We start from the raw sequence: 24,514 nt of genomic DNA, 5'->3' as shown, positions 1-24,514 counted from the left end.
CCGATGGAATGACCGCAACGACAGTTATCTGTCACATCTGGTCATCGAGCAGCACCTGGTCGAGCACGTGCGCGCCGATGGCGGCCATCGCGGGGTTGTCGGCCGAGTGGGCGGCCAGGGCCGTGCCGATGACGACGGCCCAGCCCCGCGCGCGTTCCCAGGTCGCCCGGTCGGCGTCCACGTGGGCGCGGAACACCGTGCGTCCGTCCTCGTCGAACACCAGCCAGGCGGCGGCCAGGTCGGTGGCCGGATCACCGCTGGTCACGTCGCCGAAGTCGAGGACGGCGGCCAGCTTCCCCCCGTCCAGCAGGAGGTTCGCCGGGTGCGGGTCGCCATGGAGCCAGAGCGGAGGGCCCGGCCAGGGCGGCAGCGCCACCAGCCGCTCCCAGAGCGGCAGCAGCTCGTCCCGCCGGGCGGCGAACGGCATCCGCTCCCGCACCGCCCGGTCGCGATGGGCCAGCGGGACGCCCCGCACGGGGTTGCGCGGCGCGCCGGACGGCGCCGGCCGGTGCAGGTCGTTCATGAAACCGGCCAGCGTCACGGCCACGACGGCCCGCTCGGACGGCGGCAGGTCGGCGGCCGTGCGCCCTTCGTACCAGGGGGCGATCGTCCACGGCCAGGGGTAGCCCTCGCCCGGCACGCCCACCCTCACCGGCACGGGCAGCGCGACCTGGACGTACCCGGCCAGCACCGGCAGCCAGCGCTGCTCGTTGACGACGAGGTCGACGGCGACACGCCGGCGCGGCAGGCGTACCGACAGGCCGTCGCCCAGCCGGTGGACGACGTTGTCCCAGCCGTTGGCGACGAGCGTGAGCGGGCCCGCCAGGTCGGGGTGCTGGGCGCGGATCAGCCGGTCGACGAGGGCGTCGTCGATGTCGATCTCCGCTTCGGGGGTGTTCATCCACGCCACGATAGTGCGGGGGTCGGGGCGCTCAGTCGGCGTGCAGGTCGGCCGGTTCGCCGAGGCGCAGGGCGAGCAGGGCGACGTCGTCGGTGAACCTGTCGCCACGGTTGGCCAGCAGCAGCTCGCACATCTCCTCGATGGGCAGGTCGCGCAGTTGGGAGGCGGTGCGGGCCAGGCTCTCCATGCCCCTGTCGACACCGTGCGCGCGGTCCTCGACGAGCCCGTCGGTGTAGAGCAGCAGGGTGGACCCGGCCGGGATGATCTGCTGGTGGTCCGGCCGGGGCAGGTCGGGGGTGACGCCGAGGGGGTGGCCGCCCTCGGCCCGCAGGTAGCGGGCGGGGCCGCCGGTGGGGAGCAGCAGCGGCGGCAGGTGGCCGGCGGTGGCCCAGCGCAGCCGCCACTCGGTGCCGCCGTACTCCTCCAGGCGGGCCAGCAGCACGGTCGCCATCGGGCCGCCGTGCAGGGCGTGCAGGATCTCGTCGAGGCGGCGCAGGATCTGGGAGGGCGGCTCGCAGTGCTCGTAGGCGAGCACCCGCAACATGTTGCTGATGTGGCTCATGACGGTGGCCGCGCGCAGGTCGTGGCCCATCACGTCGCCGACCACCAGGCAGGGCACGCCGTCGGGAAGGACGATCGCGTCGTACCAGTCGCCGCCGATGCGCGGGACCGAGCTGGAGGGCAGGTAGCGGGCGCAGGCCCACAGGCCGTTCAGCTCGGGCAGCGGCGGGAGCAGGCTGCGCTGGAACTCCTCGGTGTTGCGGCGGATGCGCTCGTAGAGGCGGGCGTTCTCGATCGCGACGCCGGCCGCGCTGGCCAGCGCCGCGACGATCCGCTCGTCGTCGCCGGTGAACGGCAGGCCCGACCGCTTGTCCGCGAAGTACAGGGTGCCGTACGCGACGCCGCGGACCAGGATCGGCGTGCCCAGCAGGGTGCGCATCACCGGATGGCCTGGTGGGTACTCGCGGAAGCTGGGATGGGCGAGCACGTCGTCCACGCGCAGCGGCCTGGGCTGGGCCATGAGCTCCTGGAGCAGGCCGTGGGTGGTGGGCAGGCGGCCGATGGCCTCGTACACCTCTTCGGAGACCCCGTAGGTGAACAGGTCGGCGAACTCGCCCTGCTCGTTGAGCACGCCGAGGGCACCGTATTGGGCGTCCACCAGGTCGGCCGAGACCTCCACGATCGTGCGCAGCGCGGCGTTCAGCTCCAGCTCGGAACTGATCGCGAGGACGGCGTCCAGCAGGCGCGCCATCCGGCTGTGCAGATCCTCGATCTGCACCAGGCTCGCCTGCAGCCGGCGGAGCTTCTCGGAGCCGAACGGCCCCAGGTCCCCGCCGTGCGCACCGCCCTCCGGCCACTGTCCGCCCACCGCACCCCCCGAGATGCCCTTGCCCAGGTCATGCCCCCGGTCACCGGCATGACACCTGTTCACAGGCACCGCGAGAGGCGGCTCAGAGCACCTTGGAGGAGGGAGCCGCCCAGGTGTTGCAGGAGCCCGGGTCCCCGGTGGCGAAGCCGCGCTTGATCCAGCCGCGGACGGTGGCGGTCCTGCCGGACAGGTCAGCCGCTCACGCTGGTGACCTTCAGGGCCGGGTCGGAGGCGATCTCGGCGTCGGTGAAGCGTTCCGTGACCCATCCGCCGCGGGAGAACAGGGCGGTCTGGTCGGCGTGGTGGGGCGAGCTCGGGTCGGCGGACAGGGAGTAGGTGAGGACGGTCCGGGTGCGGGGGCCGCCGGGGGTGAGCTCGACGGCCATCATGAAGCTGGAGCCGGTGTTCACGTCGGGGTAGCGCCCGTCCTTGCCGAGCGGGCCGGAGTTGCGGACGCGGTCGAAGCAGCCCTCCCCCTCGGTGCAGCCGGGGATCGGGACCGACGCGTAGTGCTGGGCCTGGCCGGTGGTGAGCGTCAGGGGCAGCCCGTTGGCCCGGAAGAACAGCGCGGCGTCGGCCAGGGCCCGTAGCACGGCGGGGTCGTCCCGCTTGAGGCCGCGCGGCGTGGCGAGCGGACGGGCGGGATCGAACGGCACCCGCCACCAGCCCTGCGGCGGCTCCCCGGGCTTGACCGGGACCTGCAGCCCGTCGAAGAACCGCCGCCACAGGACGGCTCCCTCGCTGTCGAGCGTGGCGCGGCCGTCCCAGCGGGTCAGCGTCCGGCAGGCGGCCCGCACGTCGACCCGCTCCCCCGAGGTGGCCCGCAGCTCGCGGTGCTCACGGCACAACGCCACCAGGTCCGGGCGCATGAGCTCGAAGCCGTGATTGCGCTTGCTCCGGGCGATGGCCTGGAGCGTCTCCAGGGTGAAGCCGGGGCCGCCGAGCCCGTCGGAGCCCTTGAGCCGCCGGTCGATCATGTCCAGGCTCACCCGGGGCCGCAGCTCCAGGTCGGTCCGCACGGTGCCCCAGACCTGGTCGTAGCCGGTCAGCGGCGCGGCCGGGTTCGCCATCCACGGGCTGTTGTTGGAGTTGGCGACGTACTCGGCGCGGGTCAGGCCGGGCCGGCTGCCGGGGCCGAAGATGCCCGGCACGATCGCGTCGGCGTCCTTGCCCCACAGGCACGCCGAGGTCGAGCCGTCCAGGACGAGCGCGTCGATCGACGGGTCGGGTGAGGGCTTGGCGCAGCGGCGGGCCTGGGCGTCGGTGACGTGCGGGACGACGGAGGCGTCGGCGAAGGACGCGGTCCCGCCGACGTCGGTGGCCAGCGTGTAGACGAACGGCATGCCCTGGTGGGCGTCCTGGGCGGCGCGCAGCTCGCGTACGTCGCCGGCCTTGGCCATCGCCAGCCACTCGTCGGCCGCCCGCAGGTTGGCGGCGTTGACGTCGGCCAGCGCGTACGCGTACTCCTTGCCGTGCCCGGCGGCCAGCACCGGGCCGTAGCGGGAGGTGAGCAGTGTGCGTGAGACGAAGGTGCCGTCCTGGAGCGGCACCTCGACGTCCTGGCGGCCCATCGGCTCGGGCCGGCCGTCGACCAGGTAGGTGGTGGGGTCGCCCTGCGCCAGCCGGAGCCGGTAGAGGGTGAAGCGCTGGGCGTGGGAGACGGTGTGGGTCCAGGCGACGGTCGTGTTGTGGCCGATCTGCACGACGGGGGTGCCGTACAGGCTGCCGCCGGCGACGTCGAGCACGCCGGGGATGGTGAGCTGCACCTGGTAGAAGCGGCGGACGCCGTTCCACGGGAAGTGCGGGTCGGCCAGCAGCATGCCGTTGCCGTCGCGGGTGGCCTCGCGGCCCAGCGCCCAGCCGTTGCTGCCGGGAGCGCGCCGCGGGCCCTCTCCCCCGCCGTCCCCTCCTCCGACGATGGCCTCCTTGAGGGCGGAGCCGCCCGACATGCGGCTGAGGTCGAGGAGGTTGGCCCAGACGTCGTCGGCGGTGATCGGGCCGACCCAGGACTTGCCGCGGCAGGTGGGGTCGGGCAGGTTGGCCACGCCGGTGTCGTCGAGGTAGCGGTTGTACCCGGCCACGTACCCGTCCACCAGCTCGCGCAGTTCGGCGCTCGGGCCGGCGGGGGCGGGCCGGGCCAGCAGCCGCCGGACGACGCCGGAGTCGGCGACGCTCCGGTGGTACAGGTCGCTGGTGAGGTTGGCGACCGGGCGCACCGGGTCGTCGGACTCGGCGTCCGGGCCGAAGTAGCGGGACCGGACGCCGCGCAGCGTCACCACCCAGGAGGCCAGCACGCACAGGTTGTCCTGGGCGAAGGCGTACCCGTAGCCGAAGCCGAGGCCGCCGTGGTCCTTGGCGGACACGTGCGGGATGCCGTACTCGGTGCGCCGGATCTCGGCCGCGTGGCGACCGGCGGCGGCCGCGGACGGCGGGCCGGTGAGCAGGGCGGCGACCACGGCCAGCACCAACGCCGGAACGACCGCCACGGTCGATGTCCGCAGCTTCATGTGGCTCCTATTCGAAGCGCGCGTTGTCGGGCGCGGTCATGTGCCGCAGCAGCGGCAGAACGGTCAGGATCACCAGCAGGGACGCGGCCAGCCCGCCGCCGACGCCGGCGAAGTAGGCCGGCCCCGGCATCGCCAGGGAGGCCCCCTTCATGCCGAGCGCGTCGATGAACGGCGCCGCCACGGCGAACCCGGCCCCGGCCGCGACGACGGCCGCCAGGACGAGCGGCAGCGCCGACTCCAGCAGCACGACCGCGCCCAGGGTGCGGCCGGGCGTGCCCGCCAGCCGCAGCAGCGTGAACGGCTGCCGTCGCTCCATCAGCCCGCCGCCGACCGCCACCAGCAGGCTGCAGCCGCCGGCGAGCAGGGTCAGCGCGACCATGGCCAGCGCGATGTTCTCGGCCTGCGTGTAGAGCGTCGCCCGGACCTGGGCGACCTCGTCGAACGTCATCGGCGGGCCGGTGCTCTGCCCGGCCAGCAGGGTGCGGATCTGTTCCAGGGCCGCCGGGTCGGGCATGGCGACCAGCACGGAGGCCAGGTTGAGCCCGTCGGCGGAGACGGGTTCGCTGCCGGTGCCGGCCAGGGGGATCAGCTTGTCGATGGTGAGCGGGTTGTCGGCCTCCACCACGCGGTCGAACCGCCCGGCGACGGCCCGCGCGCCCGGCGGGCACTGCCCGAACGCGGGGAAGCGGGCCAGGTCGGCGCACTCGACGACCGCCCGGGGCGGCGGCGGGCGTTCGGGGTCGATCACCCGGTTCTCCTCCTCCTTGGCGGCGTAGATCGGCAGCACGCCGACGCCCGGGTGGGCCCGCAGCCGGGCCACCAGGTCGGCCCCGGCCCGCGGCGACAGCCCGCCGCCGGCGACGTCGCCGAGCGGGGCGCGCAGCACGCCGGACAGCGTGCCGCCGGCCACCGCCCGCTGGCCGTCCAGCACGGCGGGGACGATCCCGGCGATCGCCGTCCCGATGAACACCGCCAGGACGAGGCCGCTCACCGACCGGAACGCGGCCTTCGGATCGGCGGCCAGCCGCCGGGCGGCCAGCAGCGTCGCCGCTCCCCCGGTCAGCCGGGCGGCCAGGCGCGCGGCCAGCATCGTCAGCCAGGGGCCGGCCAGGATCAGCCCGGCCATGGTCAGCGCCAGGCCCGCCGAGGCCAGGACGGCGTCCGGATCGCGGTTCTCGGTGCGGAACGCCGGACCCGCGAACAGGGCCGGCCCGGCCAGCAGCGGGATCACCCGCCAGGCCCGCGGCGGCCGTGGGGCGCCCTTCCTGAGCGCGCCCAGCGGCGAGATCCGTACGCGGCGCAGCGACCAGAGCGCGCTCACCCCGGCCAGCAGCGGGACGCCGGCCAGCACGGCCGCGTACTGCCAGGCGGCCGGGGTCACCGTGTCGGGGAAGAACCGGGAGCCGGTGACGCGGACGGCGGCGACGGCCGGGCGTACCAGGAGGAAGAGCACGATCCCGGCGAGCGTGCCGGTCAGCGCGCCGAGCGCCGCGTCCACCGCGGCGAACAGGGTGACCTGCCGGGACGTGCCGCCCACCAGCCGGATCGCGGCGAAGCGCGCCTCGCGGCGGGCGGCGGCCAGCCGGGTGGCGGTGTTGACGAGCACGAGCAGCGGCACCATCAGCCCGACGGCCGCGACGGCGAACCCGAACCGGTAGATGTCGGCGTTGTCGTCGATGGCGGGCTCGTCGGCCGTCGTGTCCACCTGGCGGCTGCCGCGCAGGGCGGCGACCTGCTCGGGCGTGCGGCCGACCACGATGGTCAGGTCGTCGGGGCCGGACAGCGCGGCGCGGGCGACCGTCCCGGCCCTGACGCCGGGGAAGCGGTCGGCGAGCTGCGCGCGCGGCGCCGAGTCCAGCAGCCGGGCCAGCTCCGGGGAGACGTAGTACTGGCCGGGCGCGGGCATGCGGGACAGCCCGGGGAGGACGGGGGCCCGGGCGCCGAGCGCGGCGGCGTCGAGGCGTCTGATCACGCGGCCGGCGTAGTAGTCCTCGTGGTAGTTCCACAGGGCGCCGGTGGCGGTGGCGTCGAGGGCCCAGCCGCTGGGCGCGGTGCCGCGGGTGCACTCCCAGCAGGTGCGTTCGTTGGCCGTCTGGAAGGCGTTGAACAGGGAGAGCGTGGTCAGCAGCACCGCCACGCCGACCGCCACCCCGGCGACGATCAGCGCGAGCCGGGCGGCCGCCTCCCTGCCTCCGGCCAGCGACAGCCGCAGGCCGAGGGCGATCACCGTACGACCTGGCCGGCGTAGGGGTCGGTGAGCCTGCCGTCGCGGACGATGACCTCGCGGTCGGCGGAGGAGGCGACCCGGGCGTCGTGGGTCACCACGATCACGGTCGTGCCCTCCTCGCGCGCCAGGCCGACCAGCAGCTCCATGACGTGCTCGCCGGTCAGCGAGTCGAGCGAGCCGGTCGGCTCGTCGGCGAACAGCACCCGCGGCCCGGTCACCAGCGCCCTGGCGATCGCCACCCGCTGCGCCTGCCCGCCGGACAGCTCGCCGATGCGCCGGCCGCCCAGGTCGTCCAGCTCCAGCCGGCGCAGCCAGTCCGCCGCCCGCCGGTACGCCTCCTTGCGCCCGGTACGCGCGAGCAGCAACGGCAGGGCGACGTTGTCGGCCGCGGTCAGCTCCGGCACGAGCTGCCCGAACTGGAACACGAAGCCGAACGCGGTGCGCCGCAGCCGGGTGCGCCGGTCGTCGCTCATGGTGTCCAGGCGCTGCCCGTCGAACCACACCTCGCCGCTGTCGGGGGTGAAGATCCCGGCCAGGCAGTGCAGCAGCGTCGACTTGCCCGAGCCGCTCGGGCCCATGACCGCCACGATCTCCCCGGCGGCCACCTCCACGCTGGCCTCGCGCAGCGCCGGGGTGCGGCCGTAGGAGCGGCTGATCTCGCGGGCTTGGAGGATCACGACGAGGTCCGCACCAGCTCGGCCAGCGCGTCCAGCCGCGCCTGCGTGACGTCGATCCAGCGCAGGTCGGCCTCCAGGTGGAACATGCCGTGGTCGGCGAGCAGCGCGTCGGCCAGCGAGTCGCCTCGCTTGATCTGCGCGAACTCCCGCATGCGCCGCAGGTGCGTGGCGCGCTGGAGGTCGAGGTAGGCCGCCGCGTCGCGGCCCAGCATCAGCGCCAGCACGACCTTGGTGAACAGCACCGTCTGCAGGTACGGCTCGGCCGCGACCGGCTCGCTCAGCCACGCCTCGACCTCCCGCGCGCCGAGCGGGGTGATCGCGTAGCGCTTGCGCTCGGGGCCGTCGCCCGGCTCGTTCTCCCCGGCGGTGACCTTGCCGTCCCTGGCCAGCCGGCCGAGGGTGGAGTACACCTGGCCGAAGGGCAGCGACTTGCCGCGGCCGAAGAAGGTGTCGTAGTCGCGCTTCAGGTCGTAGCCGTGGCTCGGCTCCCGCTCAAGGAGGCCGAGCAGCGCAAGAGGGACGCTCATGCCCGAACTATATACCGAGGGTATATACGGGGGGCATAATCGCCCTCTCGCGAACCGGGGACCGGTGATCGGTCAGGAGGTGGAGCTGGGTGACGGGGTGGGCCGCTGGTCGCCGTGCCGGTGGCCGTCCTTGCCGCCGTCCCTGTCGTCGCGGTGGTCGCCGCCGCGCGAGTGCGGTCCGCGGGCGGTCACGTCGTGGACGGTGACGGCGGTGGACGTGCCGCCGCTGACCTTGGCGCTGACCATGACCTTCTGACCGGCCTTGATCGCGTCGATGCCCTCGTCGCGGTTGACCCGGGTGCCGGCGTCGACGGCGTACTCCTTGGTGTAGCCGTCCGCGCTCTTGACCGTGACGGAGTCCTGGTCCACGGCGGTGACGTCGCCGTACTGGGTGGCCACCGTCACGTACGCGCCCTTCCCGTCGGGGACGACGAACTCGCCGTGGACGGGCGGGCCGCCGAACCCGCGCCCCCAGCCCCGCTCCTTGCCGGACGGCGATTCCGACGGGCCGGCCGCCGGCGAGTCCGTCGGACCGGCCGAAGGGGTCGCGGTGGGTGAGGGCGCCGGCGAGAGCGCCGAGGCGGCGGCGACGCCCGCGCCGGTGGCCAGCACGGCCACGGTGGTCGCCGCGACGAGAACCGAGCGGGGGAATCGGCGCCTGGGCGGCTTGCTCGTCAGAGTGTCCGCCGTGCCGAATCCGTCAGGCCCAGAGGTCATGATCTTTCCTCTCTATGGGATACAACACGACAACACTGCCCGAAACCGCCTAAAAGTGTCGTAAACGCCCATAGATGTGCGGCCCGCCTCCCCGCATGCGGGCCGCACCCGGCTCTATGACCCGGAGACGCGCACCACCGCGCGGTCGCCGTCACGCAGGACGGCGATCCGGGTGCCGGTGTCGGGCACCTTCACCCCGAGCTGGGGCAGGTCAGGGTGCCAGTAGACGCCGTTGCGGTCGTCGAACACCGGCACGCCCGGACGCGCCGGGAACACCGCGGGAACGCCCGCCGAGTGCAGCCGGAGCCGGTCCGTGCGCGCGTCGCCGAACGGCGCGTCGAACACCTGGAGCCGCGCCCCGGCCGCCGCCCCACTGGCCCAGCGCAGCGGCTCGGGCCGGGCGTCCACGGGCAGGATCATGCCCTCGCCGGGGTGGTCGCGGGTGGTGTTGTCGCCGTACCAGGCGTCCCAGAGCCAGATGAGCACCCCCTGCTGGTACGGGTAGTGCTCGACCCGCTGGCTGCCGGTCCACCCGAAGTTGTACGGCCCGGTCCGCAGATAGGCGTTGTAGCCGGTGTAACGCCGGTTCTCGGCGAGGTAGGCCCGGGAGAAGCGCTGCACGCCGACCTCGCCGCTGCGGGCGAAGCCCACCGCCGTCCACTCGCCCTCACCCTGCTCGACGTCGTCGGCGAACACGCCGGGCACCTGGACGTCGTCCACCCGGAAGCCGGACTCGGAGGTGTTGGAGTCGGTCGAGTAGCGGAAGCGGAACCAGATCTGGCCGCCCGCGTACGGGGTGAGGTCGTAGGTGATCTCACGCCAGTCCGAGCTCCCGGTGAGCGGCCGGCCGACCGGCGACCAGGCCGCGCCGTCGCGGGACACCTCGGCGTAGAGGTAGTCGTAGCCCTGCTCGATCGCGTACGCCCCGTGCGCCTTCAGCGTCGCCTCCGTGGCCCGGGAGAGGTCGATGCGCCGGGTGAGCGTCTGCTCAAGGTTGTCGCCCTTGCCGCTCCACCACTGCCACTCCCCCTGGTACGGCCGGCCGAGCGGGGTGCTGATCTCGCGCGGCGGCAGGTCCACCACGAGCGCCTGCGGATCTCGGGTGTTGTAGGAGCCGACGCCCAGCGTGTGCGTGGAGGGAGTGGCCGCGCGGGCCCGGTCGTAGGCCAGCCAGCCGAGCTGGAGCTTGCTCCAGGCGTCCAGGTCGCCGGCGTACTCGCCGAGCGGCCCGGTCCGCGAGCTGAGGTAGGACCCGGACGACATCAGCGACCAGAAGTTGACGGAGTTGTCCCCGCCGCCCGCGTACAGGTCCGGCAGGCCGAGGTCGTGGCCGAACTCGTGGGCGGTCAGGCCGACGCCGCTGTTCTCCCCGACCGTCAGGTAGTCGCCGACCCAGATGCCGGTGTCGCCGATCTGGGTGCCGCCGTTGCGGTTGCCCTGGGGGCCCGCCTGGCCGCGCTCGGGCCAGTAGGCGAAGTAGCGGTGGGCCCAGACGGCGTCCGCGCCCTGCGCGCCGCCGCCCCAGGTCTCGTCCACGCCGGAGTGCACGACCTGGTAATGGTCCAGGTAGCCGTCGGGCTCGTCGAAGTCGCCGTCGTTGTCGTAGTCGTAGCGGTCCCAGACGTCGTACTTGGCGAGTTCGGCGCGGATCTGGTCCGAGGTCCTGCCCTTGGCCTTCTCCGCGTCGTACCAGGCGTTGGCGGAGTCGCGTACCAGGTCCCAGTTGTTCCAGCAGATGCCGCCCTCCTCGGGGGCGCACCGGTCACTGCCGTAGCGGGCCTCGTTGTACGGCACGCGCACCCAGTCGCTGACGTAGCCGTCGAGGTCGTAGCGGCCGGAGGACTGGAGGCGGTAGTAGTCGCGCAGCGAGTTGCCGCCGGTCGCGAAGTAGGACTTCGTGTAGGAGGCGCGGTCGAAGTCGGGACGCCAGAGGGTGTGGTTGTCGTCGGTGCGGCGCGGGTCGGGGATCGCGTTGTGGCGGGGGCCCGGCCGGCCGCCGTACTTGACCTGGCCGTCGATCTTCGTCTCGTTGTCCACCTTGTCGCCGAACTCGGCCAGGACGACGAAGACCTGATCCTTGCGTTCCTGGGCGAGCTCGACGTAGCGGTGGCCGACCTTGGCCGAGCGGCCGGTCCGGGCGTCGGCCGCCGCCGCGCCCGGGGATAAGACGCCTTCGACGGCCTGCCTGCGCAGTGCCGCCTGTTCGCGTTGTTGCGGGCTGAGCGGGGAGATCTCCCTGCTCATCTTCTTCGCGGGTGGCGGCGCGGGCTCCGCCGCCGCCGCGGAGACGGGTGGGGTGCCGAGCGCGGCGATCGCCAGCAGGACGGCCGCCGCGGAGAGAGTGATTCGCATGGCATGTAACATGTCACACTCCAAGCCTCTCGTCTCTACCTCCGCACGATCTTCTCCCCGCTCACTCGACGATCAGGTTGACCGGCATGTTGCCGCGGGTGGCGTTGGAGTACGGGCAGACCTGATGGGTGGCCTCGACCAGCTCGCGGGCGGCCTCGGGCGAGATGTCGTCGGGCAGCTCGACGCGGAGCGTGGCGTCGAGCTGGAAGCCGCCCGCGCCGTTGGGCGACAGGCCGATCTCCGCCGTGACCGACGCGTCCGCGACGTCGAGCCGCCTCTGCCCGGCCACCAGCCGCATCGCCGAGGCGAAACAGGCGGCGTAACCGGCGGCGAAGAGCTGCTCGGGGTTGGTGCCCTCGCCGTCGCCGCCCAGCTCCTTCTGCAGGGCCAGCTTGACGTCCAGCCTGCCGTCGGAGGAGACCGCGCGCGCGTCGCGGCCCGCGGAGGTGGCGATGGCGGTGTACATGCTCATGTCTCGTTCGCCTTTCCTGTAGTAGACAGACCTGTCTGTCTGCCCTGCTGAGCCTGAGACTAGACAGGTCTGTCTGGTAGCGTCAAGGGGTGACCGCAGAGACGGCGAAGGACCCTCGCCCGAGCCCGGCCCGCGCCCGCGTCCTGGAGACCGCGGCGCGACTGTTCTACGCCGAGGGCGTGCACTCGGTGGGCATCGACCGGATCATCGCTGAGGCGGGCGTCGCGAAGGCGACCTTCTACCACCACTTCCCGAGCAAGGACGAGCTGGTCCGGGCCTACATCGCCGAACAGGGCTCGACGCAGCGCGCGATGGTCGCCACCCTGCGCGCGGCCTCACCTCGGGAGACGCTGGAGGCCGTCTTCGCGTTCATGTGCGAGTTCGGGTCCGGCGCCGGTTATCGCGGCTGCCCCTTCGTCAACACGGCGGCGGAGTACCCGGACCCCGCGCATCCCGTACGGCGGGCCATCGCCGAGCACCGGCGCTGGTCGCGCGACCTGTACCGCGACCTCCTGGCGGCCGACGGCCACCCCGACGCCGAGCGCACCGCCGACATCCTGCTCCTGGTCAGGGACGGCCTGGTGGTCGGCTTCGACCTGGACGACCCGCCCACGGTCCGCGCCACGGTCCAGGAAACCCTGACCCGCGTCCTCACCCTCTAGGCCCGCCTCCGGCCGCAACCCGCCGTCCCCGGGCCAGGCACAACCTCAGCCCCGCCCGTAGCCCGCCTTCAGGGCGCCCTTCGCAACCCTCGCCCTCTGCAACCCGCCGTCCGGCGCGCCCTCGGCGGGCCGGACGGCTGGGAGAAGTGGGGGGTTTTGTGCTCTGTGAGTGGTTTGTCTGGTATTACTGGGCAGCGCCATTCCTCCCCTCTCCACCGTTTACGAGGCAGTCATGTCGTTGTCCGGAAATATCAGGAGAATCGTGGCTGCGGCGGTGACCATCGTCCTCGCCCTGCTCGCCGCCTCCCCCGCGACCGCCGCCCCCACGGCGGCCCCGGCCCCCACCCGCCCGAACATCATCTTCTTCCTGGTCGACGACCTGTCAGCCGACCTGCTGCCCTACATGGACACGGTCCGCAGCCTCGCCGACGGCGGCACCACGTTCACGAACTACTACGTGTCCGACTCGCTCTGCTGCCCCTCCCGGGCCACGATGTTCACCGGCCAGTTCCCCCACAACACCGGCGTACGGACCAACCAGGGCTACGACCGCGGCGGCTACCAGGCGTTCGCCCCGCACGAGAGCCGCACCTACGCCGTCCCCCTCCACCAGGCCGGCTACCGCACGGGCTACCTGGGCAAGTACATCAACGAGTACCCCGCCCGCCCCGGCTACCAGGTGCCGCCCGGCTGGGACGAGTGGCACGTCTCGGCGGGCGGCGGCTACAACGAGTTCAGGTACCAGCTCACCCGCTACATCAGGGAGGAGTCGGGCGGCAGGCGTGCGATCGCCCCCTCCAAGGGCACGTACCTGGTCGACGAGCTGGCCCGGCGCGCGACCGGCTTCATCGAGCGCTCCCGCGAGCACGCCCCCGGCCGGCCGTTCTTCCTCCAGGTCGCGCCCTTCTCCCCGCACAACCGGGTGGACGTCAAGCCCGGCGACACCGAGCCGCGCTTCCCGCCCGCGCCGCGCGACCGTCCGAAGGACCGTTTCCCGGCCGGCGAGTTCCCGCACGGCGACTGCGGCGGCCCCGACTGCGACGGCATCGACGTCACCGCCCTGCCCTCCTTCGACGAGGACACCGCCGACAAGCCCTCCTGGGTCCGCAGGGCCCCGATCGGGGCCAAGCGCACCGAGGAGCTGCGCGAGGACTTCCGCGACCGGATCCGCATGGTCCAGTCGGTCGACGACATGGTCGGACGGGTGCTGTCCGCGCTGACCGAGCAGGAGCGCCGCGACACCTACGTCGTGTTCGCCAGCGACAACGGCTTCCACCTCGGCCAGCACCGCCTGGTACGCGGCAAGTCCACCGCCTACGACCACGACGTACGGGTCCCGCTGCTGATCAGGCGGCCGGTCACCGGACAGGGTGACCGGCTGGTGACCGACGCCATCGCCCAGAACGTGGATCTGTTCCCGACCTTCCTCGACATGGCCGGCGTCGCCCCCGCGGTCCGCGACAGCCGGGACGGCCGCAGCCTGCTGCCGCTCGTCCAGGGCCGGCAGGTCACGGACTGGCGGCAGGCGGCGCTGGTCGAGCACGTCAAACCGGACCCGCGGACGCCGGGCAGGCCCGACCCCGACGCCGACCGGCTGAAGAAGGGCAACGCGCAGCCGCCCACGTACAACGCGGTGCGAACCGCCGGAGAGCTGTACGTCGAGTACGAGGGCGACCCGAAGCCCGAGTACTACGACACCGTCACCGACCCCCGCCAGGAGTCGAACGCCCCCGGCAACGCCAGGACCGCCTACCTGGCCGGGGTGCTCCGCGGGCTGACGACCTGCGGCAGGCCCGGCGCGCCCGACTGCTGGACGGCCGCCCACCTGCGCTGAGGAGTACGGCAGAAGTTGACCCCCTTCGGACCGGCGGTTGACGCGCGGGCCGCCGGTCCCCCCGTAGGTTGGGGCGGTCGGGAGTCCGAACCGAAGGAGAGCCATGCGGTTCATGTCCACCCTGGCCGGATTACTACTGTTCGCAGGCACGATGGTGGCGCTGGGGGCGCCCGCGGAGGCCGCCGGGTGCGCGACCGTGCTCCCCCACGCCGACGGCTACGGCATCACCTGCGCCGACGTGCAGCGTCACCCGCAGAGCGACGGCTCCGAACTGCGGGACGTCACGATGACCTCGACGGCGATCTTCCAGGCGTCCGGCGGCACCCCGGTCATCAGCCCGCTGTCGCGCCCGATCACCGTCCGCGTCTACCTGCCCAAGGGGTACGACCCCCAGCGCGCCACCCGCTACCGCGCGCTCTACCTGATCAACGGCGGCGGCGACAACTACGACTCGTGGACCACCAAAGCCGACCTCGTCTCGTTGGTCCGGACGGCGGGCTCCTTTGACGGGATCGTGGTGATGCCGACCGGCGGGATGACCGGCTGGTACGCGAACTGGGCCGGCCGTACGGATGGATATTTCGCCCCGAAGTGGGAGACGTACCACATCAACCAGCTCATCCCGTGGATCGACGCCAACTTCAACACCGTCGCCGACCGGTCCGGGCGCGGCCTGGCGGGCCTGTCCATGGGCGGCTACGGCACCCTGCGGTACGCGGCCGCGCACCCCGGCGTCTTCTCCGTGATCGGCGCCTTCTCGCCCGGCATCGACCTGCGCGCCAAGCCCGCCCAGCGCACGATCTCCGACTCCATGTGGCAGTCGGGCGCGGCGATCAACCTGACCGACCTGGGCGAGTTCCGCGTCAACAAGTACGAGAACGGCAGCCCGCTGCCCGTCCTCGACCAGGAGGTGCAGCGCCGCTACCGCCTGGACACGCTGTTCGGCCCGCACACCACCACGGTCTTCCACGGCCGCACGGTCGACGACTGGCCCGCCGCCAACCCCGCCGACCTGGTCACCCAGGGCAAGTACGCCCCCTACTCGGGACGGCTGGCCCTCTACGCCGGCGGCTGCGCGAGCCTCCCGCACGTCCCGGACGGCACCGAGCCCGCCCCCGCCGCCTGCGGCTACGACACCGGGGCGAGCGACGACGCCACAGGCGTCAGCGAGCCGATCCTCGGGGCGTACGCGAGCGAGTTCGACACGACGCTGACCACCCTCGGCGTCGGCCACCGCTACTGCTACACCAAGGGCGGCCACGACTGGAACGCCTGGCCGGCCTACCTGGTCGACTTCCTCCGGTACGCCTACGGCACCGCCCCGGCCCTTTGCCCCTCGCCCTGATCCCTCATCCCGCTTCCAAGTCGGCCACAAGTGCCGGCCGGTAGTTCTGGACCGGTGACGAACCATCTTCCGACCCGCGTCCTGGCCGCCCTGGGCGCCGCCGTCCTCACGCTCGCCGCGATGGGCACGGCGGCCGCCGCCGATCCCACGAGCTGGAGGTGGGGCGCCCTGCACTCGACCGACGGCCTGGCGACCGCCCGGGGCAAGGTCGTGGCCGGGCAGTCGGGGCTCGCCGTGACCGGACATCTCGACGACGACCGCGGCAAGGGCTGCTCATGGGTCCTGATCAGGTACCAGAGCGGGAGCAACGGCCGCTGGCACACGCACGGCGTCTACAACTGCATGAGGAGCACGGGCACCTTCCGCAAGAACGTCGGCGGGGCGCTGCAGATCAGGGTGCAGGTGTGCCGCGGCACCGCCAAGCGGCCCGTCGGCCGGTGCTCGCGCTGGAGGACCGTCTACACCCAGGGCGGCTGACCCCCGCCGCCCTGCCGTCCGCCGGGGGTGTCAACCGGCGCGTTTCTTGCTGGCGATGATGTAGAGCACCAGCTCGCCGCAGGCGCGGCAGACGGTCATGTCACCGTCGGCGCCCAGGTGGGCGGGCACGGCCCGCGCGCCGCAGAACGCGCACGGCCGTTCCGCCGGCTCCCGGTCGCCGCCCGTGGTCCCCGCCGTCGCCAGCAGCGCGCATCCCAGGCAGACCGAGACGGCCTTGCCGACGACGAGATCGGCCGGATCGGGCACCGAGCCGCAGAAGCCGCACTGGAACACCGCCGTCACCCCGATCCAGTCGCTCGCCCGCGTGTGCTCGCCCGACAACACCAGCCGCAGGACACGCAGGCAGCGTCCGGCGTCCTCGTCCGTGACGCCCGCCCGCGCGAGTTCCGCCCTGAGCGCGGCCCGCGCGCCGGGGTCCTCGGACGGCAGCGCCTTCAGCAGGTCGAGCAGCGCCTCGTCGAGCGCCCGCAGGGCGTCGGCGGCGGCCGCGACGAGGTCACGCATGCCGTCCCGCCGTCCTCGCCACGCCCTGCGGGGCTCTCTCCTCGCCGGCGGCGAGCGGCGGGCGCGGAATGTCACGCCCTTCCTCGTACGCGCGCCCGATCCTTTTCCGCTCGCGCCTTGTACGGAATGTCGCTTGCCGTACTCGTCGCGCGTTTTCACCGGCGGTGTCAGAAACGCTTCTCCGCGCTGACCGTTCTAGAATTCCGCACCACCGGGAGTCAATGGCCGGGATGCCGGGCCGGACGGGCATGAATTCATGTGCCCCGAAATCGGCGGCCAACTCGGCACGGCGGGCGCGAAGGAGTTCCGTATCGCCGGGCGCGGACGTCATCTGCTCAGCCCCTGCCACCGCCCGCCGGAAAACCGCAGTTCACGGCCGTGTCACGGCACTGTCCGGGCGCACCGGGGCGTCGGGCATTCGCTCGCACAAGCAGGGTCACGCATTTCCTCATTTCCGACGGAGGCACGGACGTCCCTTTCGCGGCCATCATCACCCGGGCCCAAAAAAGCGTCAACGGGAGACGGCCCTACATTTTCCCTATATTGCGGCGTGGCGCCGTCTTGCGCGCCCCGGCTTGTCCCGGCACGCTGGCAACGTGGCGGATACCCGTACTGGAAAGAGCCGCGCGCGAGCGGCGCGCAGATGGTCGGCCGCGCCGCGCAGCGAAATGTTCAGCCTGCCGGAAATCCTCGCCAAGCTCGCCGACCCCGACCGCGAGTCGCCCGGCGATCCGGAGCTGCGTGACTTGTTCGAGCGCGACCAGCACGACCGTCGCGACGGCGGGCCCGAGGACGGCGGCGACCAGCGCGCCCTGGCCCGGCGGGCGCGCTGCATGGAGAAGTTCGCCGCCGGGGAGGTCCGCTCGCCGGGCGACTACTTCCACCTGGCCGCGGTGATGCGGCACGGCGGGCTGGCCGAGCACTACCACCTGGCCTTCGAGCTGGCGCGGCGGGCGGCCGACGCCGGTTTCCGCCCCGCGCGCAGGCTGGCGGCGTCGGCCCTCGACCGGTGGCTGCTGCACATGGGCCTGCCCCAGCGCTACGGCACCCAGTACGTCGACATCGGCGGCCGCTGGTCCCTCTACCGCGTCGACCCCGTCACCACGGACGCCGAACGCACGGTCTGGGACGTGCCGCCCCTGGCCGAGGCCCTGGCACGGGCCGAGGAGATGAACCGCGCCGACGAACCGGGATGACCCGCTCCCCCGCCGACCTGCGGTTTCCCGTCGGAAACCGGACACGACCTTTGCCAGTGGTTTTCCTGTATCTCCCGGCTCTCACCGGACCGGCGGGCGAATCTGACCATGACATGTTCCCGCCCCGGTCGAGACAGGCAGGTTCCCATGGTCAGACGGGCTCTCAAGACGCCGGTCCCGCTCGCGCTCTCTCTGGTCGCCGTCCTCGCGACCGCGCCGCCCGCCCAGGCGGTGACGCTGGAGGAGAAGCTCGCCACGCTGGCGGAGTTCACGCAGCCCACCGAGTCCAGCGCCGCGGCGTGGCGGGACGCCTGGTCGGACCGGAGGTCGTGGGCCGACTTCGACTTCGACTGGTCCACCGACGGCTGCACCAACAGCCCCGACCAGCCGCTCGGCTTCGACTTCAGCATCGCGTGCCGGCGGCACGACTTCGGCTACCGGAACTACCAGGCGGTCGGCGACTTCCGGGCGAACAAGGAGCACGTCGACAAGGCGTTCCTGTTCGACCTCAGGCAGGTGTGCGCCGGGTACACGATCTTCCGTCAGCCGAGCTGCAACGCGCTGGCCAAGCTGTACTACCAGGCGGTCCGCCAGTTCGGCGCCCCTCGCGGCACCGGCGGGCAGCTCGGGCGCGTGCCCGACCGGGACGCTCTAGGGCAGCAGGGCGCCGCTGAGTCCGCAGACGGCCGTGACGAGATGTTCTCCCAGAGCCCGCCAGGATTCTTCGACTGAACCGGCGGCGGCACGGCCGGCGGCCAGGTCGGTCTCCAGCTCGGCGCTCATGTGCACGACGAGCAGCCGGACCATCGCCGCCTGCCGCTCGGACAGCTCGCGCTCCCGGTCGCGCATCGCCGGCGGACGCAGCAGCTCCAGCCGGCGGAACGACGGCGTGCTCAACGTCGCCTGCGCCGCGTAGTCGCGCAGGGACGGCTCCACGACGGCCTGGGCGAGGAAGCGCCCGTACCAGGACGGCGTGCCGAGCTCGATGTGGTGCTCGATGCTCGGCGCGATCACGCACGTGATCCAGTCGCGCAGCGACACCTCGCCCGACGCCTCGAGCGCGGCCACCATCGGCAGGCGGTGCCGGTCGATGGCGGCCGCGTGACGGGACAGGATCGCGTGGATCAGCTCGTCACGGGTGCTGAAGTGGTATTGGACGGCGGACTTGTTCCGCTGGCCCGCCGCCTCGCGGATCATCCTGATCGACACGTGCGCGAAGCCGTGCTCGGCGTAGAGCCGCTCCGCGGTCTGCATGATCTTGTCCTTGGCGCGGATCGAGCGGGGAGACGGCGCGGCGACCGCCGTACTGACGTCCATGACCGGTCCTCGATCTCGTTTCCACCACCGTCCCCGAACGTTATCCCATGTCGCCGGTGGAGGTCAGCGGGTCACCAGGTGACCCACACGTCCTGGAGGCCGCCGGACAGGCCGCCCGTGCGCAGCCGCAGCTCGTCCGGGTTGTCGCGGAGCCGCAGGTCGGGCAGCCGTCGCGTCAGCAGGTCCAGGACGACCTGAAGCTCCAGCCTGGCCAGCGGCTGGCCGAGGCAGTAGTGGCGTCCGGCGCCGAAGGTGAGGTGCTGGCTGCTGTTCTCCCGGCGCGGGTCGAACCGGCCGGGGTCGGCGAACTTGGCCGGGTCGCGGTTGGCCGCCGGGATGTGCGGGATCACCGTGCTGCCGGCGGGCACGGCGACCTCGCTCAGCTCGACGTCCTCGGTGATGAACCGGGGCACGCCGCCGATGGCCGACAACGTGCTGTCCAGCCGCAGGACCTCCTCCACGGTGCCCGGGATCAGGTCGGGGTCGTCGATCACGGCCTCGTAGCGCCGCCGGTCGGAGAGCAGCATCGCCGTCATGATGGCGATCATGTTGGACGTGGTCTCGTGGCCGGCCAGCAGCAGCCCGCGCACGGTGGCGACGAGCTCGTCCTGACTGAGCCTGCCGTCCTCGGCGTCGGTGATCTGGGTCAGCTCGCTGAGCAGGTCGTCGCCGGGGTTCGCGCGGTTGCGGTCGACCAGGTCCGACACGTACGCGTTGAAGTCCCGGTAGGCCGCGTCGACCTCCTCCTGGGTGTTGCGCGTCAGGGTCAGCATCGTGCTCGACCAGTGGGCGAACTTGTCCTGGTCCGAGCTCGGCGCGCCGACCAGCGCGCAGATGACCCGTACCGGCAGGGGCAGGGCCAGGCCGGACGACAGGTTGCCCGGGGAGCCCTTGGCCAGCATGGAGTCGAGCAGGTCGTCGGCCATGGCCTGGACCCGGGGGCGCCACACCTCCATCTTCCGTGCCGTGAACCAGCGGCTCAGCAGCCGCCGCCACCGCATGTGGCCCTCGCCCTCGCCGATGTCGCCGGCGCCGTCCTTGCGCCGGTTGAACAGGCCGCCGTCCTCGGTGGTGGACAGCCGGGCGGCGCCCTCGCGGGCGAGGTTGCGGCTGAAGCGGGGGTCGGCCAGCACGGCTCTGGCGTCGTCGTACCTGGTCACGAGCGCCGCGACGTCGCCGCTGGGCAGGCGTACGTGGGCCACGGGGCATTTGTCCCGCAGGTCGTCGAGCTGCGGGGGCGGTTCCAGCGCCGTGGGGCGGTCGAAGGGGAAATCGGGGATCGCGTCAGCGGTCATGCGTCCTCCAGCTTGATAGCCCGACACTTCGGAATATAAGGCGATCGCCTTATTCAAGGCAATCGCCTTGACTGGATGGATTACTCCCGGTGCGGAGAATCTTCTGTGGCGTTACGGTCGATTGACCTCGGCCGGGCACGCATCGAATTACCCCGATACGTCGATGAGTGCCTAGGATCGCCTCCATGGCGGAAGCTGCACTCATGACCGATTCCGAGCTGTCGGACGCGTTGCGGGCCCTGGCGAACCCGACCCGGCTGCACCTGCTGTCGTGGTTGCGGGAGCCGGAGCGCCACTTCTCCCTGGAGGGGGCGATCGCCGATCCGGTGGAGGTCGGGGTGTGCGTGACCCACATCCAGGCCAAGGTGGGGCTGGCCCAGTCGACGGTGTCGGCGTACATGAGCGAGTTGCAGCGCGCCGGGCTCGTACGCGCCACCCGTGTGGGCAAGTGGACGCACTACAAGCGCGACGAGCAGCGCATCGCCCAGCTCGTCGCCACGCTCGGGCACACGCTGTAGAGACCCGCGCCGCCCCTCGAAGCGCCTCCGACTTGTGTCATATCGACATTTTGCGATATGTCTATCCTTGAAGTGTTCGGCAGATGATCGAGGGGGATGTCCCATGAGCGCCATCGACGGCCTGGATCTCGGCACGTTCGGGATCTACACGTTCGACTTCGAGCACCAGCCGGCCGCGCGGATGCGCGAGTCGATCCAGGAGCTGGAGGAGCAGGGGTGGCGCGCGTTCTGGATGCCAGAGCTCCTCGGGCGCGAGGCGCTCACGCACGCCGGGTTCCTGCTCGCCTGCACGCGGCGCCTGCACATCGTGAACGGCATCGCCCAGATCTGGGCCCGCGAGGCCAGGTGGACGTACGGCGCCGCCCTGCTGCTCGCCGACGCCTATCCCGACCGGCATCTTCTGGGCCTGGGCTTCGGCGGCGAGCCGCGTCCGGGGACGACCCCACTGAAGGCCATGCGCACCTACCTGGACGAGATGGACGAGCTGGAGACCGTCAACCCGGTCCCGAAGGCGGGCGTACGCCGCATCCTGGCTGCGTACGGGCCCAAGATGCTCGAACTGGCCCGCGACCGCGCGGCGGGCGCCCAGACCTACCACGTCAACGTCGCGCACACCGCCGAGTCGCGGGACCTGCTCGGCCCTGACGCGTTCCTGGCCGTCGAGCACCCGGTGCTGTTCGAGACCGACCCCGCCAAGGCCCGCGCCGCGGCCCGCGAGCACCTGGGTCCCTACCTGAGCACGCCGTACAACGTGGCGAAGTTCCAGCGGCTCGGGTACGCCGAGGACGAGCTCGCCGGCGGCGGCAGCGACCGCCTGGTCGACGACTTCGTCTTCTGGGGCGACCTGGACACCGTCGTCGGCAAGCTCCGCGGCCACGTGGAGGCGGGGGCCGACCATGTCGCCGTGCAGGTGATCGGCATCGAGCCCGGCCGCACGGCGATGCCCCACTGGCGCGCGCTCGCCGACGCCCTCGCGCCCGGCGACGCCTGACCACCTCCCAGATATACAACCGATCGGTCGTTAATATAGTTTGGCGGCATGACATCCGAGATCGCCGCCGGGCCGGACGCCGCATGCTGACGTCACGCTGGATCCCCGGCCCCGAGAGCCACAGCCGGGGGCCGATGGTGGCCGCCCTGACGGACTTCCGCATGCGACGGCTCCTCGACCTGCCCGGCATCGCCCGGCGCGGCCGGTCCCTGAGCCGGCATTGGCCCGAGCTGCCGGGCGCGGTGGGCATGTGGCTCTGGGTGGACCTCGCCGGCCGCCGGGTCGGCTCGTTGTCGGTGTGGCGGACCGAGGAGGATCTGCGCGGGTTCGTCCGGCTGCGCGAGCACGTCGCGATCATGCGCGCCTACCGCGATCGGGGCACCCTGCGCTCCCGCACGTGGCCGATCGACGTCCTCGACCGGGACGCCCTGCTGCGGTCGCTGCGCTGACCCGCGCGGTCCTGCACCGGCGCGCGTGGCGGACCGTTCCGCAGGCACGCTAGGGTCGGGCGGGACGGCAGCCGGAAGGCGGGGACTGATGGCGTGGGCAGCCCGGGTGGTCGCCGTCGTCATGGCCGTGGTCTCGCCGGTGCTCGTGCTCGCCGCGATCCTCATGTACGCGGCGCTTCCGTCCGAGTGGCGGCTGCCGCAGATCTTCACGCCGCTGGCGGCGGCGGGGGTCACGTTCCCGGCGTTCAGCGCGTTCCTCATCATGCACCGGCCGCGGCTCAGGCTGGCGTGGCTGATGTGCGCGGGCGGTCTGGGCGGCGCGGTCAACACGTTCTGCCAGTCGGCGATGCTGGCCGCCGCGGCGGGCGGGGAGCTCGCGCTGGCGGGATGGGTGCGATTACCGGCCCATGTCGGCTGGGCGATGTCCGGGCTGCTGCTGGAGATGTTGCTGCCGCTGTACTCCCCCGACAGCAGGCTGCCGTCGCGGCGCTGGCGCCTGGTGGTGCTGCTCGGCGCGGTGTCGACCGCGGTGGAGCTGGCCCACATGTTCGTACGCCCCGACCCGCCGGCCGAGGGATACCCGCTGCCCGCGGTCATCCCGAACCCGTTGCAGGTCCCGGAGCTGGCGCCGATCTGGCCGGTGGTCACGGTGGTGGCCTGGACCGGAATCCTCTCGACGCTGCCGCTGGCGGCCTGGTCGATGTTGCTGCGCTTCCGCCGGGCCGACCCGACGGTACGGCGGCAGATCGGCTGGCCGCTGTTCTCCTTCGCCGGGTACATCGTCTTCATGCTCGTCGCCATCGTCGTGCCCGGGCTGGAGTGGCTGTCGATCGCGTGGGCGACGGTCATCCCCGTGTCGATGGTGATCTCGGTGACCCGCTACCGGCTCTACGGCATCGACACCGTCATCAGCCGGACGTTCGTCGCCGCCGGGCTGCTGGCCGTGATCGGCGGGGTCTACTTCGGGGTGGCCACGCTGTCGAGCCTGATGGTGTCGGGGTACCACCAGGTCGCCGGGCTCGCCTCCGCGCTGCTCACGGGCGCGTTCTTCCAGCCGTTGCGGCGGGCGCTGCAACGCGTGGTCGACCGCCTGCTCTACGGGCCGGTGGGCGATCCGCGCGTGCTGGCCGAGCGGCTGGCCCAGGAGGTGCGCCGGGGCGATCCGGCGCAGGCGCTGGCGGCGGTGCTCGGCGTGCTGCGCGAGGGCCTGGCGGTGCAGGGCGCCGCGATCGAGGTGACCGGCGGCGAGCCCGGCCACCCTGTCGGCCACCCGGCCGGCAGGGCGAGCATAGACAGCGGGCAGCTCGGCGACTCCCCGCGCGAGGTGCCCCTGATCTGGCACGGCGAGTGGGTGGGGCGGCTCCTGGTCGGCCCACCCGCCGCGCGACGCTTCCCGGCCGCGCACGACGAGCGCGTCCTGGACACGCTGGTCCCGTACGCGGCCGACGTGGCCCACGCGGTCCGGCTGGCCGCCGACCTGCAACGTTCCCGCGAACGCATGCTGGCCGCCCGCGAGGAGGAGCGCCGGCGGCTGCGCCGCGACCTGCACGACGGCCTCGGCCAGACCCTCAGCGGGCTGGCCATGACCGTCAACATGGCCCGTCTGAGCCTGAAGACCTCCCCGGAGGCGGCCGACGGGCTGCTGCGCGAGCTGCGTACCGGCATGGACGCCGTCACGGGCGACCTGCGGCAGCTCGTCTACGGCCTGCGCCCGCCCGCCCTGGACGACCTGGGCCTGGCCGCCGCCGTACGGGCACTGGCCGGGCCGGACGGTCCCGCCGCGCAGGTGATCACCGAGGGCGACCTGACCGGCCTGCCCGCCGCCGTCGAGGTGGCCGTCTACCGGATCACGCAGGAGGCGCTGACGAACGTGCGGCGGCACGCGCGGGCCACCAGCGTCCGGGTCGAGCTGCGCCGCGAGCCCGGGGCGCTGCGCCTGCTGGTCACCGACGACGGCGCCGGCCTGCCGCCGGAGCACCGCTCGGGCGTCGGCCTGACCTCGATGCGCGAGCGCACGGCCGAGCTGGGCGGGATCTGCCTGGTCACCGGCGCTCCGGGCGCGGGCACCACGGTGGAGGTCATGCTTCCCGTCCAGCCCGCCTGACCGTGCGCCTTACCGAACTTCGCCCCCTCGATCACGTAGGGTGCCAGTCAGT

At 72.7% G+C, this 24,514-nt stretch carries 22 protein-coding genes; 10 read left to right on the top strand and 12 right to left on the bottom strand.

Annotation, left to right across the window (positions count from 1 at the left end; genetic code table 11):
• Positions 1-31: 31 nt before the first annotated feature.
• From AB0J97_RS24035 to AB0J97_RS23995, 9 genes are all read right to left on the bottom strand, one after another.
• Positions 32-901 (bottom strand): aminoglycoside phosphotransferase family protein, encoded by an 870-nt coding sequence (locus AB0J97_RS24035; RefSeq protein WP_364092109.1) that lies wholly within the window; start codon positions 899-901, stop codon positions 32-34.
• A gap of 31 nt (positions 902-932) precedes the next feature.
• On the bottom strand, positions 933-2,333 hold the full coding sequence (locus AB0J97_RS24030; protein ID WP_364092107.1) for a GAF domain-containing SpoIIE family protein phosphatase: 1,401 nt from the start codon (positions 2,331-2,333) through the stop codon (positions 933-935).
• Positions 2,334-2,461: 128 nt separating this feature from the next.
• Entirely contained in the window at positions 2,462-4,777 is a 2,316-nt protein-coding gene (locus AB0J97_RS24025; protein WP_364092105.1) for a penicillin acylase family protein, read from the bottom strand.
• Between the two features lie 7 nt (positions 4,778-4,784).
• Complete coding sequence (locus AB0J97_RS24020; protein ID WP_364092103.1) at positions 4,785-7,004, bottom strand: FtsX-like permease family protein; 2,220 nt, start codon at positions 7,002-7,004, stop codon at positions 4,785-4,787.
• A complete protein-coding gene (locus tag AB0J97_RS24015; protein WP_357707449.1) occupies positions 7,001-7,681 on the bottom strand; it encodes an ABC transporter ATP-binding protein in 681 nt (226 codons plus the stop codon). The genes AB0J97_RS24020 and AB0J97_RS24015 overlap by 4 nt, the downstream gene beginning before the upstream one ends.
• A complete protein-coding gene (locus AB0J97_RS24010; RefSeq protein ID WP_357707447.1) occupies positions 7,678-8,208 on the bottom strand; it encodes a PadR family transcriptional regulator in 531 nt (176 codons plus the stop codon). Before AB0J97_RS24010 ends, AB0J97_RS24015 begins: the two co-directional genes overlap by 4 nt.
• A 72-nt stretch (positions 8,209-8,280) precedes the next feature.
• On the bottom strand, positions 8,281-8,925 hold the full coding sequence (locus AB0J97_RS24005) for a hypothetical protein (protein ID WP_364092100.1): 645 nt from the start codon (positions 8,923-8,925) through the stop codon (positions 8,281-8,283).
• A gap of 114 nt (positions 8,926-9,039) precedes the next feature.
• Positions 9,040-11,277 (bottom strand): immune inhibitor A domain-containing protein, encoded by a 2,238-nt coding sequence (locus AB0J97_RS24000; protein ID WP_364092098.1) that lies wholly within the window; start codon positions 11,275-11,277, stop codon positions 9,040-9,042.
• A gap of 61 nt (positions 11,278-11,338) precedes the next feature.
• Positions 11,339-11,749 (bottom strand): organic hydroperoxide resistance protein, encoded by a 411-nt coding sequence (locus AB0J97_RS23995; protein WP_364092096.1) that lies wholly within the window; start codon positions 11,747-11,749, stop codon positions 11,339-11,341.
• An 89-nt stretch (positions 11,750-11,838) separates the two neighbouring features.
• Here AB0J97_RS23995 and AB0J97_RS23990 point away from each other — a divergent pair, with 89 nt between their 5' ends.
• From AB0J97_RS23990 to AB0J97_RS23975, 4 genes are all read left to right on the top strand, one after another.
• Positions 11,839-12,411 (top strand): TetR/AcrR family transcriptional regulator, encoded by a 573-nt coding sequence (locus tag AB0J97_RS23990; RefSeq protein ID WP_364092094.1) that lies wholly within the window; start codon positions 11,839-11,841, stop codon positions 12,409-12,411.
• A gap of 262 nt (positions 12,412-12,673) precedes the next feature.
• Complete coding sequence (locus tag AB0J97_RS23985) at positions 12,674-14,245, top strand: sulfatase (RefSeq protein WP_364092092.1); 1,572 nt, start codon at positions 12,674-12,676, stop codon at positions 14,243-14,245.
• Positions 14,246-14,348: 103 nt separating this feature from the next.
• Complete coding sequence (locus AB0J97_RS23980) at positions 14,349-15,590, top strand: alpha/beta hydrolase-fold protein (protein WP_364092090.1); 1,242 nt, start codon at positions 14,349-14,351, stop codon at positions 15,588-15,590.
• 54 nt (positions 15,591-15,644) lie between these two features.
• Entirely contained in the window at positions 15,645-16,067 is a 423-nt protein-coding gene (locus AB0J97_RS23975; RefSeq protein ID WP_364092088.1) for a hypothetical protein, read from the top strand.
• 30 nt (positions 16,068-16,097) lie between these two features.
• On the opposite strand, the gene AB0J97_RS23970 is transcribed toward AB0J97_RS23975, so the two are convergent.
• A complete protein-coding gene (locus AB0J97_RS23970) occupies positions 16,098-16,592 on the bottom strand; it encodes a hypothetical protein (RefSeq protein WP_357707432.1) in 495 nt (164 codons plus the stop codon).
• 668 nt (positions 16,593-17,260) lie between these two features.
• Between AB0J97_RS23970 and AB0J97_RS23965 the strand changes: the two genes are divergently transcribed.
• Positions 17,261-17,788, top strand: a complete 528-nt coding sequence (locus AB0J97_RS23965) for a hypothetical protein (RefSeq protein WP_357707431.1) — start codon at positions 17,261-17,263, stop codon at positions 17,786-17,788.
• Positions 17,789-17,935: 147 nt separating this feature from the next.
• On the top strand, positions 17,936-18,520 hold the full coding sequence (locus AB0J97_RS23960; protein ID WP_357707429.1) for a phospholipase: 585 nt from the start codon (positions 17,936-17,938) through the stop codon (positions 18,518-18,520).
• Here AB0J97_RS23960 and AB0J97_RS23955 read toward each other — a convergent pair.
• Positions 18,440-19,105 (bottom strand): helix-turn-helix domain-containing protein, encoded by a 666-nt coding sequence (locus tag AB0J97_RS23955; protein ID WP_364092085.1) that lies wholly within the window; start codon positions 19,103-19,105, stop codon positions 18,440-18,442. The two genes, AB0J97_RS23960 and AB0J97_RS23955, sit on opposite strands and share 81 nt — an antisense overlap.
• Before the next feature lie 71 nt (positions 19,106-19,176).
• Positions 19,177-20,400: a cytochrome P450 gene (locus AB0J97_RS23950; RefSeq protein WP_364092083.1), complete on the bottom strand. Its 1,224-nt coding sequence runs from the start codon at positions 20,398-20,400 to the stop codon at positions 19,177-19,179.
• A 203-nt stretch (positions 20,401-20,603) separates the two neighbouring features.
• Between AB0J97_RS23950 and AB0J97_RS23945 the strand changes: the two genes are divergently transcribed.
• The 4 genes from AB0J97_RS23945 (at position 20,604) to AB0J97_RS23930 (ending at position 24,462) form a co-directional block, all read left to right on the top strand.
• Positions 20,604-20,918 (top strand): metalloregulator ArsR/SmtB family transcription factor, encoded by a 315-nt coding sequence (locus tag AB0J97_RS23945; protein ID WP_357707424.1) that lies wholly within the window; start codon positions 20,604-20,606, stop codon positions 20,916-20,918.
• A gap of 103 nt (positions 20,919-21,021) precedes the next feature.
• A complete protein-coding gene (locus AB0J97_RS23940; RefSeq protein ID WP_364092081.1) occupies positions 21,022-21,909 on the top strand; it encodes a TIGR03620 family F420-dependent LLM class oxidoreductase in 888 nt (295 codons plus the stop codon).
• Between the two features lie 83 nt (positions 21,910-21,992).
• Positions 21,993-22,358 (top strand): hypothetical protein, encoded by a 366-nt coding sequence (locus tag AB0J97_RS23935; RefSeq protein ID WP_357707420.1) that lies wholly within the window; start codon positions 21,993-21,995, stop codon positions 22,356-22,358.
• Between the two features lie 88 nt (positions 22,359-22,446).
• Positions 22,447-24,462, top strand: a complete 2,016-nt coding sequence (locus tag AB0J97_RS23930) for a sensor histidine kinase (protein ID WP_364092078.1) — start codon at positions 22,447-22,449, stop codon at positions 24,460-24,462.
• Positions 24,463-24,514: the final 52 nt, after the last annotated feature.

The organism is Nonomuraea sp. NPDC049607 (assembly GCF_040675375.1).
Classification (GTDB): Bacteria; Actinomycetota; Actinomycetes; order Streptosporangiales; family Streptosporangiaceae; genus Nonomuraea.
The sequence above is the reverse complement of the archived record's forward strand: the minus strand, read 5'-3'. Positions and strand labels throughout refer to the sequence as shown.

Bases quoted from the DNA above. Each gene is read 5' to 3' on its own strand.
- AB0J97_RS24035 (WP_364092109.1), bottom strand. From the start codon at position 901: ATGAACACCCCCGAAGCGGAGATCGACATCGACGACGCCCTCGTCGAC.
- AB0J97_RS24025 (WP_364092105.1), bottom strand. From the start codon at position 4,777: ATGAAGCTGCGGACATCGACCGTGGCGGTCGTTCCGGCGTTGGTGCTG.
- AB0J97_RS24010 (WP_357707447.1), bottom strand. From the start codon at position 8,208: ATGAGCGTCCCTCTTGCGCTGCTCGGCCTCCTTGAGCGGGAGCCGAGC.
- AB0J97_RS24005 (WP_364092100.1), bottom strand. From the start codon at position 8,925: ATGACCTCTGGGCCTGACGGATTCGGCACGGCGGACACTCTGACGAGC.
- AB0J97_RS24000 (WP_364092098.1), bottom strand. From the start codon at position 11,277: ATGCGAATCACTCTCTCCGCGGCGGCCGTCCTGCTGGCGATCGCCGCG.
- AB0J97_RS23995 (WP_364092096.1), bottom strand. From the start codon at position 11,749: ATGAGCATGTACACCGCCATCGCCACCTCCGCGGGCCGCGACGCGCGC.
- AB0J97_RS23980 (WP_364092090.1), top strand. From the start codon at position 14,349: ATGCGGTTCATGTCCACCCTGGCCGGATTACTACTGTTCGCAGGCACG.
- AB0J97_RS23970 (WP_357707432.1), bottom strand. From the start codon at position 16,592: ATGCGTGACCTCGTCGCGGCCGCCGCCGACGCCCTGCGGGCGCTCGAC.
- AB0J97_RS23965 (WP_357707431.1), top strand. From the start codon at position 17,261: ATGTTCAGCCTGCCGGAAATCCTCGCCAAGCTCGCCGACCCCGACCGC.
- AB0J97_RS23960 (WP_357707429.1), top strand. From the start codon at position 17,936: ATGGTCAGACGGGCTCTCAAGACGCCGGTCCCGCTCGCGCTCTCTCTG.
- AB0J97_RS23955 (WP_364092085.1), bottom strand. From the start codon at position 19,105: ATGGACGTCAGTACGGCGGTCGCCGCGCCGTCTCCCCGCTCGATCCGC.
- AB0J97_RS23950 (WP_364092083.1), bottom strand. From the start codon at position 20,400: ATGACCGCTGACGCGATCCCCGATTTCCCCTTCGACCGCCCCACGGCG.
- AB0J97_RS23945 (WP_357707424.1), top strand. From the start codon at position 20,604: ATGACCGATTCCGAGCTGTCGGACGCGTTGCGGGCCCTGGCGAACCCG.
- AB0J97_RS23940 (WP_364092081.1), top strand. From the start codon at position 21,022: ATGAGCGCCATCGACGGCCTGGATCTCGGCACGTTCGGGATCTACACG.
- AB0J97_RS23935 (WP_357707420.1), top strand. From the start codon at position 21,993: ATGCTGACGTCACGCTGGATCCCCGGCCCCGAGAGCCACAGCCGGGGG.
- AB0J97_RS23930 (WP_364092078.1), top strand. From the start codon at position 22,447: ATGGCGTGGGCAGCCCGGGTGGTCGCCGTCGTCATGGCCGTGGTCTCG.